Source organism: Stenotrophomonas sp. CC22-02 (assembly GCF_004365115.1).
GTDB lineage: Bacteria > Pseudomonadota > Gammaproteobacteria > Xanthomonadales > Xanthomonadaceae > Stenotrophomonas > Stenotrophomonas forensis.
The window spans coordinates 609,439-621,269 of record NZ_SOCO01000001.1 but is presented as its reverse complement, the minus strand read 5'-3'; the positions used below and the strand labels follow the sequence as shown (position 1 = coordinate 621,269).

The 11,831-nt window shown below is 64.7% G+C and carries 8 protein-coding genes; 5 read left to right on the top strand and 3 right to left on the bottom strand.

Annotated features, from left to right (window positions below):
* Positions 1–189 precede the first annotated feature (189 nt).
* The 3 genes from N440_RS02995 to N440_RS02985 are packed head-to-tail and all read right to left on the bottom strand — an operon-like array spanning position 190 to position 6,910.
* Positions 190–675 carry a hypothetical protein gene (locus N440_RS02995; RefSeq protein ID WP_133934032.1) on the bottom strand — a complete coding sequence of 162 codons (486 nt, stop codon included), beginning with the start codon at positions 673–675 and terminating at the stop codon, positions 190–192.
* Positions 641–1,576 carry an RHS repeat-associated core domain-containing protein gene (locus N440_RS02990; RefSeq protein ID WP_133934031.1) on the bottom strand — a complete coding sequence of 312 codons (936 nt, stop codon included), beginning with the start codon at positions 1,574–1,576 and terminating at the stop codon, positions 641–643. Before N440_RS02990 ends, N440_RS02995 begins: the two co-directional genes overlap by 35 nt.
* Before the next feature lie 3 nt (positions 1,577–1,579).
* Positions 1,580–6,910, bottom strand: a complete 5,331-nt coding sequence (locus tag N440_RS02985) for an RHS repeat domain-containing protein (RefSeq protein ID WP_133934030.1) — start codon at positions 6,908–6,910, stop codon at positions 1,580–1,582.
* A 223-nt stretch (positions 6,911–7,133) separates the two neighbouring features.
* On the opposite strand from N440_RS02985, the gene N440_RS02980 reads away from it, so the two are divergent.
* The 5 genes from N440_RS02980 to N440_RS02960 all read left to right on the top strand — a co-directional run bounded on the left by N440_RS02980 (position 7,134) and on the right by N440_RS02960 (position 11,822).
* A complete protein-coding gene (locus N440_RS02980; RefSeq protein ID WP_006423155.1) occupies positions 7,134–7,673 on the top strand; it encodes a GNAT family N-acetyltransferase in 540 nt (179 codons plus the stop codon).
* Positions 7,670–8,002, top strand: a complete 333-nt coding sequence (locus tag N440_RS02975) for a non-heme iron oxygenase ferredoxin subunit (protein WP_008264727.1) — start codon at positions 7,670–7,672, stop codon at positions 8,000–8,002. The genes N440_RS02980 and N440_RS02975 overlap by 4 nt, the downstream gene beginning before the upstream one ends.
* A gap of 171 nt (positions 8,003–8,173) precedes the next feature.
* Positions 8,174–8,575 (top strand): hypothetical protein, encoded by a 402-nt coding sequence (locus tag N440_RS02970; protein WP_133934029.1) that lies wholly within the window; start codon positions 8,174–8,176, stop codon positions 8,573–8,575.
* Positions 8,576–8,731: 156 nt separating this feature from the next.
* The gene (locus tag N440_RS02965) at positions 8,732–11,032 is read left to right on the top strand and encodes a TonB-dependent siderophore receptor (RefSeq protein WP_133934028.1); all 2,301 of its coding nucleotides are present in this window, start codon (positions 8,732–8,734) and stop codon (positions 11,030–11,032) included.
* A 70-nt stretch (positions 11,033–11,102) separates the two neighbouring features.
* Positions 11,103–11,822, top strand: coding sequence for a tetratricopeptide repeat protein (locus N440_RS02960; RefSeq protein WP_133934027.1), 720 nt, complete (start codon positions 11,103–11,105; stop codon positions 11,820–11,822).
* Positions 11,823–11,831 lie beyond the last annotated feature (9 nt).

The following is an 11,831-nucleotide window of genomic DNA, read 5'->3' as shown; positions in this document are numbered from 1 at the left end:
CGGCGGCCCGATCACCGCCACCGATGCCGTGCCCGACCACGGACCGCAGCCGGCGCCATTGCAGGCGGCAACGCGGTAGCCGTAGTTGCCGACACGGCGTGCCGCAGTGGCGAAGTACCCGGCATCACCGTCGAACAGCGTCACCCAAATGCAGCATCCATCCACTCAGGAGGTTCAGCTACGGACGCATCACTTGGAAAGGTTAACCGCAGCAACATCGTAAACCTTGGCGTTAGCAATGACGGCCGAGCAACTCTTGCGAGACGCGTCCAGCATAACTTTTCCAGAAACGGTCGCAAAATAGACGCCATGTCGCCTTTTAACGAGCCCCCAGTCTATGGTTTCCTTCTCAGTCCACACGATGATGCAACTATACATATCGGTGCGATTTGGAAGATCGGACCCAGGATAGAAAACGACGCCCCTTTCGTTCTCATAAAGCATAAAACCGCTGGTCTCTACCTCCACCGAATCCAACTTCTCGGGGTCAACAATGATCCTGGCAATAGGTACGCCGCATAGCTTCTTGAGCTCTCTGGAAACGATCTCGTTGCAGTGATTCTTTACAATTGAATCCCCTGAAGCCGAAGCCCCTCCACTTGACAAAGACCAACCCACCAGCACTAGAAAGGCAGCCGACCTAAAGTATCTTCTCAAAATGTCCTGCATAGACACGCTCCGCTCCTGAAGCTTCACCTGCGGCTCGCCAAGCCTTTTGATTAAACCAAACAATCCGCCCATCCGGCCTGGCAACATAGCTATCCACTCTTTTTCCAAAGGATCTCGCGATGTCGTGGTCATCCGTCATACCAACATAATTGAATTTCCCTGAAGCGGCATATGCACCATTTCCGCTGTGTAGATTGTTCTCGGGATGAGTGTGCAGCATTGCCCTCAACTTGTAGGCACCGCTGTAAGGAACTATGGACGCGGAGCCACTTGAAGAGCCAGCACCCCAGTCCATGACCCTGAAATCTCGCGGATTCCTCTCCTCCATGTTCGCGAAGACCTCCCTGCCAGAAGCCTCCTGAAGCGGTATGGCTTTGTCCGAAAAATATCTTGCCGCACCTTCCGGACTTGAATGTGGCAATGCCTTTGATACCTTCTCCAGATTTGTCAACTCTGCTTTGAGGCGAGTGTCGTTCATGCATATCTTCGTTCCCAGCTTGGCAGCACAGCGACCATCTGGATCGACAAATCTATAAGGATTGCTTCTTGCATACCCATAGCGAGCACCACCGCCGTCAAGCGAACTGACAGGATCGACTGACAGAAATGATCCACCCTCCGGATCATAGTACCGCTGCTGCATATAACTCAGCCCCGTCTCCGAGTCCGTCACATGCCCGGTGTACCCCGGCCCATCCGTCAACGGCCGGTTGACCACCGCGCCATACGGCTCGTACACCGTACGCTCGATCACCTGGCCATTGGCATCGGTGATCGCCACCGGTGATCCCAGTGCATCGGTGTGGATGTACTCGACAACCTCCTGGGCGGCCGCCGGCGCCACACAAGCCGCCAGCACCACCAGCGCGAGTACCGCTCGAATCAACAGCAAAGAGAGTCCGTTCATGGCTTAGTCCCAGCTCAGTACACCGCGGGTGACCGGCCGTTCGGCCGACCAAGGGGAACACCCACCTGCATTGCAGGCACGCACGCGATACTCGTTTGCACAGTAGGCACTGCCACCACTATTCACATAGATTGATGGCCCCGTGTACAGACGCTTGCCACCTCCGCCGCTCTCAAGTTGATACTCGGTTGCATCTGCCACTGCGATCCACCCTGCGGAGCACTGCACCTGATAGGGCGGACGACGCGTGGTCAACCATTCCGCCACATTGAGGCTCGTTGCCGCCGGCGGCAGCACCACCGCCACCGTCACGACTCCCGAGTACGGGCTGCACCCGACGAAATTGCAGGCCCTCACCCGATACGCATAGCTGCCCTTGCCACGGCTGGCGCCAAAGCTGTTCGCAGCGCCGTTGTGCACCACCGTCCAGCCAGCGCCGTTGGCACTCTCTTCCAACACGAAGCTCTCGCTGTTGGCGGGCACCGACCAGCTCAGGCTGTACTGCGGCACATTGACCAGGCCCGGCGCACTGATCACCGGCTCGATGGCCGGCGGCCCGATCACCGCCACCGATGCCGTGCCCGACCACGGACCGCAGCCGGCGCCATTGCAGGCGGCAACGCGGTAGCCGTAGTTGCCGACACCGCGTGCCGCAGTGGCGTAGGAGCCGGCATCACCGTCGAACAGCGTCACCCATCCGCCACCATTGCTGCTTTCCTGGAGCGTGTAGCGCGTGGCGCCGGCCACGCCGTTCCAGCCAATGCCGATGCTGCCCGGTGCGGAACGTGCCGGTGCCGAAATTCCCGGTGCTCCCGCAGGCGGATACACCACGGTCACCGCCGCACTGGCGCTGTAGGCGGTGCATCCCACCGGATTGCAGGCGCGGACACGATAGCTGTAGCTGCCCGCCCCCTTGCCGCTGAAGTCCCTGGATTGACCCGCGGCATTGTGCACCTGGGTCCAGGCGCCACCATTGGCGCTCTCCTCCAGCTCATAACGCTCGGCACCGGACGCCACAGACCAGCTCACGCCGTAACTTCCATTGAAGGCCGTCGCCGGCACGCTCAAGGCTGGCACCGTGGACGGCGCCAGCGCTACCGCAACCGAAGCGACGTTGCTCCACTCACCACATACCGCGCGGCAACCGCGCACGCGGAACTGGTAGGTACCCGTCGCCAGGCCGGTGCTGGTGAACGATTGCGCCGCGCCGTCGAAGACGGTGCTCCAGGCACCGGCCAGCGCACGCTGCAGTTCATAGCGGTTGGCCCCGCCGGCCGGGCTCCAGGTCAGGTTCACGCTGCCTTCGGTGATGTAGCCGGGCGCGCTCAGCGCAGGCGCCGCGGGGGCTGCTGCGCCGTGCACCTGGGCCACCAGGCTGCCGGACAGGTACAGGTAGTCGGTCTGCTTGCCGGTGCGCTCATTGCGCTGGAAACGCAGCACGCCGCCGTTGTCGTAGAACGAGTAGATTGCGCCCTTCCCACTGGCTCCGGCCTTCACCCGGCGACCATGGGCGTCGTACTCGTAGCTCTCCGCCGCGCCCACATCCCGCAGGCGATTGCCGTAGTCGAACGAGAATGCCTGACCGTTGCGGACCGACAGGTTGCCCTGCACGTCGTAACCCAGGCCCGTCACGGTCGCCCCCGTCCCGGTTTCGATCACGTTGACCAGGCGATTGCTCGGATCGAAGTAGTGCGTACGGTCGCGACTGCCGACCCTGGCACGGCGCAGGTTGTCGAGTGCGTCGTACTCGTACAGTGCATTGCCGAAGCCCGGCGCGGTCACCGTACGCAACCGGTCCAGGCCGTCATAGGTCATGTCACGGTTGCCGGGTGCGCCCGGCAGGCCGTCGGAGATGGCCATCACATTGCCACCGGCATCGTAATCGTAGCTGTCATCGAGCACCGCGGCCGCGGCGGTGGCATCGCGGCTGCGCTCCGGCAGGCCACGGGCATTCTGGGTCAGAGTATGTGCGATGCCGTTGCCGTAAACGAATCGCGCCAGCGCACCATTGGCGAAATAGCTGGCGCTGTTTGCGTAACCGCCGACCGCTGTAGCCCGCCCCAGCGCATCCGGGGCATAGCTGACGACGCGCCCGCCCGGGTAAGTGTTACTGGCCAGCGTGCCGTTGGCATCGTAGCCGTAGGCCAGACTCAGGTTGCCCAGATCCGGATGCTGCAGCGTCTCGCTGCTGAGCAGGCGTCGGCGATTGTATTGATAGCGGTTGACGACCATCGGCCGGGCCGGGTCGTTCTGCGTACTGATTTCCGCGGGCAAGGCATCCGGCGTGTAGGACCAGCGCTGGTTTCCGCGCCCATCCGGGAACGTCAGGGTCGACAGTCGATTGGCGGCATCGTAGCTGCGCGCTACCACACGGCCGCTGGCAAAGGCCTCACTGCGATTGCAGTCGGCCGCGCTGCCCAGGCCGGTCCCGGCTGCGGACCACAGTACGTTGCCGGCGGCATCATAGTCCTGCACCGTCGCGCCGGTTTCCGGTTCGATGGTCTTGCACAGCTGCTGGTAACCGTCATAGACGTAGCGGCGGGTCAATGCCTGACTGCCATCGGCCGTGCGGCGCGTGATCGCCAACGGCTTGCCCAGCGTGTCGCGCTGGATCTCGGTCACCACGCCTTCCGGATGCTGCAGCGTCAGTGGCATCTCGTAGCTGGGCTGATCGTAGGCGAGATGCCGCGTGGTGGTGGCCTGCCCGCGCGGGTTGGTCACCTTCACCGACAGGTTGCCCACATACTCGGTACGCGTTACCAGATCGCCCAGTTCCGACGATTGGCTGACCACCACCGGCCGGCCCAACGCGTCGTACTGCGTCGTGGTGCCCGTCATTGCTGCATTGATGTCGGTGAGCTGTCGCGTGGGGTACGACGCAAACACCGTCTTGCCACTGCTGTCGTAGCGGGTCACCACCGCGCTGTCGAGCGCGTTGTTGGCATTCTCGGTGACCAGTACCGGGCGGAACATGGCGTCCAGATAGGTGTCGGTACGGCGTCCACCCTGGGTACGGGAGTGCTTCCACGCACCGGCCGGCACACCCAGCTGGGCACCGCCCAGCCGCTGCAGGTCCATGGTCACACCGTTCCAGTTCACTTCGTCGCCACCTGGGAACTGCTGGCTGCGCAGCCGCCCCATGCTGTCGTAGCTGAAGCTGGTGGTTGCACCGACTTCATCGGTCAGTGAAGCGATCCAACCATTGTCATCGACCGCAACGGTACGCACTGCGCCATTGGGCGCCTCGGGTGTGGCCGGCATGCGCAGCTGCTGCGGGATGCCGCGCTTCCATCCAGACAGGTGACTGGTATTGCCACGGCCGTCGGCCACCGATGCCACCGTACCGTCAGCGGCATAGGTCACCTGCTGCGCCAAGCGGCCGAATGCATAGGCGCGCAGCGGCAGCGCATTGGCCGGGTCGAACTCGGTGCGCGACTCCTCGATGCCGTTGAGCAGGCTGCGTGCCACCTGACCATTCACCCACAAGGCGGCATTGTCGTAATAGCCGGTCGTCCGCGTCCGGCTCTGGCCGGCGGAATTCCCTTCGTCCACCGTGACTTCGCGGACGAAGGCATCAAAGGCCTGTACGGTGCGGGTGAACTGCACGCCGTCCTGGTTCACGACCGTGCTCTGGACCGGCCGATTCAGATGTTCCCCAAGTTCGGTCGCCCCGTACTTGAGATTCCGCCCCGCCTCACGCGGAAACGGTGCATTGGCAATCTGCGCGTCCGGGTAATAGTTGTTGCGCTCCGTGCGGACCACAGTGCCGCCAGCGCTGGTACTGGTCGACAGCAGCAGACCGTCGTTGTAGCCGACTTCCTTGCCGAATTCGTATGTCCGGATGACCCCATCGGGCAGGGTTTCAATCGTTATCTTCGGTTCCGCCTGCCCGACCGGGATCGCTGGCCAGCCGGCCTGGTCAACCCGCCTGTCGTACTCCCACCCCAGGTTGGTGTACTGATAGCTCCATTGCGCCGTGGGCATCCCCGGACCGCTGATCCGCTTTGCCACCAGCGACATCGCGTCGCGGTAGATGGGCGTGAGGTTCCACCCATCGGCCAGCAGCTGGTCGTCGCCGGACGTCTGGCAATTGAATGGCACGTTCTTGCGCCCATGCCGGAAGGGACGGAACACGAAGGTTCCGACGGCTCCAGAGGGATGGGTGATGGACGCCGCCACTTCGGTCTGCACGATCTTGTTCGTCTTCGCGCACAACGCCGGGACTTCCATGTAGGCCCAGACGTCCTGCCCGGTGTATTCCTGGTACTTCTTCGTCACTTTGACCGGAGGCAGGTCATAGCTCCAGGCAGTGCCATCGGGCAGCGTGACCGATTGCAGCGTTCCCGCCGGCGTATAGCCGTAAGTCCAGGTACGGCCCGCCGCCAGGGCCGTTGCGATGCGCCCCTGCGAGTCATAGGTCAGGCTGATGCTGCGCCCGTCGCTGGCGATGATGCGATCCAGGCGCCCGCCACTCCACTCGTAACGGACCCAGTTGCCGAACCGGTCTACGACCTGCGACGGATAGAGGTAGACCTTCTTCCGCTGCAGCGTCGAATGGGTGATGGTGTCGTAGGGCTGCATGACAGCCGGGTCGTTGTGGCGCGCCACCATCCAGTCGAAGTAGTACTTGGTGCCGTCCGGCGCATGCCCCAGGAAGCCCTCGCCCGGCTGGCCGCTCTTGAGGGAACTGAGGCAGGAGAAGAACCATCCGCCCTTGGTGTTCCACGGAGCGGGCATGCCGAGCTGCGGGGTGGGCTGGCGCGCATCTCCGCTGCCGGCAAGAACCGTTTCACCGCTGCCGCCAGGCAGTGACAACCGCACTCCTTCCCAATAGGTATGGGGTGCGAAACTGATTGTCTGGGTGTGCTTGTAGTTCCAGACGTCCAATGACGGAGGTGCGGAGACGGTCGAGCAGCGCGCGCTCGGTGTCCAATGACCTCCCACCGCCGTTTCCGGCTGATCTCCGTAGGTACCCGAAAGCGACGGAATGTCCAGCGTCCAGTTTCCGTACTCGTTGTCGTTTGCGCTGCCGCCGATATCTCCATAGCTGCGGCCCAGCGACACCGCCAGGCCACCGTTGCCGGGAATGGAGATATCGGTGGCACTGAAACTGACAGAGCCGTCATACAGGTTGACCTTCTCGCCGAAGATGTCCCCCTTCAGCGGCTCGACCAGATCGCCGTACTTCAGCCGCTTGTCGTATTCCTGGCGCCAGGTGGGAACGATCTGGGCAGAGGCCAGTGCCGGCGCCAGCGACAGGGCCGTCACCATCAGCAGCAGCGAAGACCTGATCGGGCCGGCATGGCGCGAGCGGAGCGTGATGCGGAACCGCATGGGGATCCTCCTTGGATCGTCCGTCCTTGAATGCGCGCACAGACAGCAGGACCTGTCCCCTGGCCAGCGCGATCTGCACCCATTTATGAATCAAACATGAAGATAGCGTCAAGGCGACATTCACGACAGGATCGGCAAACAGCCTGGGGACAGCCTCCACTCCGGTCCGCGCCCAGCCCCAGGACCTGCGCCGCAGAAGGCGTGCCCCATCTAGAATGCCCGCATGACCACCCTGACCTACCGGGCCGCCACGCCGGCCGACATCCCCGCCCTGATCGCCCTCGTCACTTCGGCCTACCGGGGTGACGCCAGCCGTGCCGGCTGGACCACCGAAGCCGACCTGCTGGACGGCGCCCGCATCGACGCCGAAGGCATCCAGGCCGACCTCGACCGCCCCCGCTCGACCATCCTGCTGGCCGAACGCGAGGGCCGGCTGGTGGCCTGCGCCCACGTCGCCGATGTCGACGGCAAGGGCTACTTCGGCATGTTCTCGGTCGACCCGGCCCAGCAGGGCGGCGGCGTCGGCAAGCAGCTGATGGATGCGGCCGAAGCGCACGCCGCGCGCGAATGGAACGTGCCGGTGATGCAGATGACGGTGATCGACGTTCGCGACGAGCTGATCGCCTTCTACGAGCGTCGTGGCTACCAGCGCACCGGCATCAAGAAGCCGTTCCCGTATGGCGACGAACGCTTCGGCATCCCCAAGCGCGACGACCTGCGCTTCGAGATCCTGGAAAAGCCGCTGGCCGGAGCCACCGCGTGAGCGAGGCCTGGACCTTCGTCTGTGCCGGCGCCGAACTGCTGCCGGGTGAAATGAAGAGCGTGTTCGACGAAGTGACCGGCACCCCGATCGTGGTGTTCAACCTCGATGGCGACCTGTATGCATTGGAAGACCAGTGCACGCATGAAGAGTTCGAGCTGTCCTCGGGCGAGTTCAACACCACCGAGGGCAGCGTGGAGTGCGTGCTGCACGGCGCGCGCTTCGACGTGCGCGATGGCCGCGCCCTGTGCGCCCCGGCCTACACCCCGGTGCCCAAGTTCCCGGTGAAGCGCGAACACGACGCCATCTGGACTCGCGACGACCGCGACTGAGGCGCCCCACCCCGGGGCAGCCAACCCACGGGGTGAAGCTGCCGGAAGCGGCTGAGCGCCCGTTCAGGGCCTCGTAGGGCCATCCTGGCAGCCCGCCTCATCGCGCACATGCGAATCATTATCGTTGATGTTATTCTACGTAACATCTTCGTAACGACTCCGCCCCGCGCCATGGCTTCGCCCGCGCCCGCCGCCACGCTGTGCCAGCTCGCCCGCCAAGGGTGGCCGCTGCTCGCGGCCGCGCTGCTGACGCTCGTGCTGGGTTGGTCGGCCTTGCACGAAGGGCGCGATGGACCGGCTACCTACGGTTGGCAGGCGCACGCTGAAGAACTGCACCAGGCCATGCCGGTGCCGGGCCCGCCGGCCGACGAGTGCCCACAGCACGCGGTACCGGCACCGGAGCCGCCGCTTGATGGCGAGAGCGGCACGCCCTGCGCCGACCTGGCACCCGCGCGTGCCGCGCTGGTCGCCCACATCCCGCTGTGGCGTTCCGACGCCCTGCGCTGGCAGCTGCACGATCCCGCACTGCGGTTGAACCCCGGCCACGCTCCGCCCGTACCGCACGCCAGCTGAGGCGCCCTGCGGCCGTTGCCGTGCGCCTGATGTCGTTCACCGCGTGGCCGAGCATCGGCTCGGCTCTACAGAAGCAACCTCCTGCCTGTCGCCGCGCGCCCAGCTGCGCCGGCTCGGCCTCGCCCTTTCCCGATCCCAGCCACTACCACCCAAGCCATGACCCACATCAAGACCCGCAAGTACGCCCCGCGCGTTTCCCTGCTCGCCTCGGCCACCCTGGCCGCCGGCTTCGCACCGCTGGCCGCGCAGGCCGCCGACAGCGCCGCCTCCGGCAACAACAAGGCCACCGACCTGGACAAGGTGCAGGTGCGCGGCAGCTGGTTCAATCCGTCCTCGCCGAAGTTCACCGCCGAGCTGCTGGACACCCCGAAGTCGGTGTCGATCGTGTCGGAGAAGCTGATTGCCGAAACCGGTGCGACCAACCTGCAGGACGCGCTGCGCATGGTGCCGGGCATCACCTTCGGTGCCGGCGAAGGCGGCAACCCGACCGGCGACCGCCCCTTCATCCGCGGCTTCGATTCGCAGAGCAACATCTTCGTCGACGGCCTGCGCGACGTCGGTTCGCAGACCCGCGAGATCTTCGACCTGGAACAGGTGGAAGTGGTCAAGGGCCCGAGCTCGGCCTACGGCGGCCGTGATTCCGGCGGTGGCAGCCTGAACCTGGTGAGCAAGACGCCGAAGCTGAAGAACGAGACCAGCGCCAGCATGGGCATCGGTACCGACAGCTACGCGCGCGGCACCGTGGATGCCAACTACGTGCTGGGCGACGGCATCGCCGCCCGCCTGAACCTGATGAAGCACGAGTCGGACATCGCCGGCCGTGACGCCGCCAACGTCAGCCGCTGGGGCATCGCGCCGTCGATCGCATTCGGCCTGAACGGCCCGGCGCAGCTGATCGCCAGCCACTACCACATGCAGAGCGATGACCTGCCGGACGCGGGTGGTTTCCCGTACAACAATCCGTTCTCCAGCGGCCCCAACGTGGCCAAGAATGGCGATGGCCGCCCGCTGGTGCCGGATCGCAACAACTACTACGGCCTGGTCGATCGTGACTTCCAGCGCACCCGTGCCGACATCAGCACCCTGGACGCCAGCTACGACTTCGGCGGCCACAAGCTGCGCAATATCGCGCGCCTCGGCAACACCAGCAACGACTACCTGTGGACCCAGCCGGACGACAGCAAGGGCAACCCGAACAACTACGGCACATTGTGGCGCCGTACCAACAGCCGTGCTGTCGACGTGAAGAGCTTCGCCGACCAGCTTGGCCTGACCGGCGCGTTCCAGACCGGCGCACTGAAGCACAGCTACAGCGCTGGCGTGGAATACAGCGACGAGAAGATGACCCGTGGCAGTTACCAGATGACGCCGGGTACTGCCAACCCGGCGGAACCCCTCCCGGCCAACAGCTCCGTATGCCGGGTGTCTGGCGCTGCCACCAATTACAACTGCACCGACTTCAACAATCCGAACCCGAACGATCCGTGGGCGGCCGGCCAGAGCGTCTATCGCAGCAACAAGGCACAGGACGTTGAACAGCGCACCAAGACCAAGTCCGCCTACCTGTTCGACACCATCGAGCTCAACGCGCAGTGGAGCGTCAACGTCGGCCTGCGCTACGACGACTACTCCACCACCCTGCTCACCCCGGGCAGCGCCACTCCGCGCGTGCGCAACGACAACGACTTCCTGAACTACCAGGCCGGCGTGGTGTTCAAGCCGGCGGCCAACGGCAGCATCTACCTGTCCTACGGCACCTCCTCCACCCCGCCGGGCATGGACGGTGGCGACGGTTCGGACGGCCTGAATGCCGGCGTCGCCGACCTCAAGCCGCAGGACACCAAGAACCTCGAACTGGGTACCAAGTGGGACCTGCTCGACAACCGCCTGAACCTGACTGCCGCGATCTTCCACACCGTGATGAACAACGCACGCGTGACCGTCGACAACGGCACCAGCCAGAACGCGGGCAAGAAGGAAATCAACGGCTTCGAACTGGGCTTCAATGGCCAGCTGACCGATGCCTGGAGCCTGTACGGCGGCTACACCTACCTGGATTCGGAACTGAAGGACAACGGCTTCGTCTGCGCCGTGTCGGGCCGCACCTGCCCGTCCAACATCTACGTGCCGTCGCCGAACAACGGCAACGTGTTCCCGAACACCGCCAAGCACAGCGCCAACCTGTGGACCACCTACCGCTTCCCGTTCGGCCTGACCGTCGGCGCCGGTGCGTTCTACTCGGACAAGCAGTACGGTGACGTTGCCAACACCAAGTGGATCCCGAGCTACACCCGCTTCGACGCGATGGCCAGCTACACGATCCAGGACAACATCAGCCTGCAGCTGAACGTGCAGAACCTGACCGACAAGACCTACTTCACCAAGGCCTATGCCTCGCACTACGCGAGCATCGCCCCGGGTCGCTCGGCCACCCTGGCACTGAACGTGAAGTTCTGATGTAGCTTCGCTCCACCACGGCGGCAGGCTCTCCTGCCGCCGTTTTTGTTTCCGGCGATACTCACCCCCAATGGCTAACCGTACCCCCATCGACAGCGACGCCCTGGCCGAACTGCTGCAGCACGATCCGCAGGCGGCATTCGCGCGCGTGCGCGAGGCCGCGCAGGCCGGACAGGCCGACGCACAGCTGCTGCTCGCGCAGATGCACATGGAAGGCAAAGGCACCGCGCAGGACGCCTCGGCTGCGCTGCTCTGGTACGAAACCGCCGCCAACAACGGCGCGCCGATGGCGATGAACATGCTCGGCCGCTGCCATGAGCTGGGCCAGGGCACGGCGGCCGATCCCACGCTGGCAGCAGTGTGGTACCGGCGTGCGGCCGACACCGGCCTGGACTGGGGCCTGTACAACCTGGCCAACCTGCTGGCCACTGGCCGCGGCGTTGCACAGGACCGCGCGCAGGCGCTGGCGCTGTACGCCCGCGCCGCGCACCTGGGCCACGCCAAGTCGATGAACCTGCTGGCCCGCCACCTCGAAGACGGCCTGGAGATCGAGCGCGACCCGCAGGCCGCGCTGGGCTGGTACCGGCGTGCGGCCGAGACCGGCGATTTCCGCGGCCAGGCCAACTACGCCTCGATCCTGCTGCAGGCTGGCCAGATCGATCAGGCCGTGCACTGGTTGAAGCAGGCGCTGGCCCACGGCAGCCCGGCGTTCATGGCGCACATCGTGCCGGAACTGGCCGCGTCCCCGCATCCGCAGGTGCGCGCCCTGGTCGCACCGTCGTCCCCCTGAGGAGTTCCG

Bases quoted from the DNA above. Each gene is read 5' to 3' on its own strand.
- N440_RS02990 (WP_133934031.1), bottom strand. From the start codon at position 1,576: ATGAACGGACTCTCTTTGCTGTTGATTCGAGCGGTACTCGCGCTGGTG.
- N440_RS02985 (WP_133934030.1), bottom strand. From the start codon at position 6,910: ATGCGGTTCCGCATCACGCTCCGCTCGCGCCATGCCGGCCCGATCAGG.
- N440_RS02980 (WP_006423155.1), top strand. From the start codon at position 7,134: ATGACCACCCTGACCTACCGGGCCGCCACGCCGGCCGACATCCCCGCC.
- N440_RS02970 (WP_133934029.1), top strand. From the start codon at position 8,174: ATGGCTTCGCCCGCGCCCGCCGCCACGCTGTGCCAGCTCGCCCGCCAA.
- N440_RS02965 (WP_133934028.1), top strand. From the start codon at position 8,732: ATGACCCACATCAAGACCCGCAAGTACGCCCCGCGCGTTTCCCTGCTC.
- N440_RS02960 (WP_133934027.1), top strand. From the start codon at position 11,103: ATGGCTAACCGTACCCCCATCGACAGCGACGCCCTGGCCGAACTGCTG.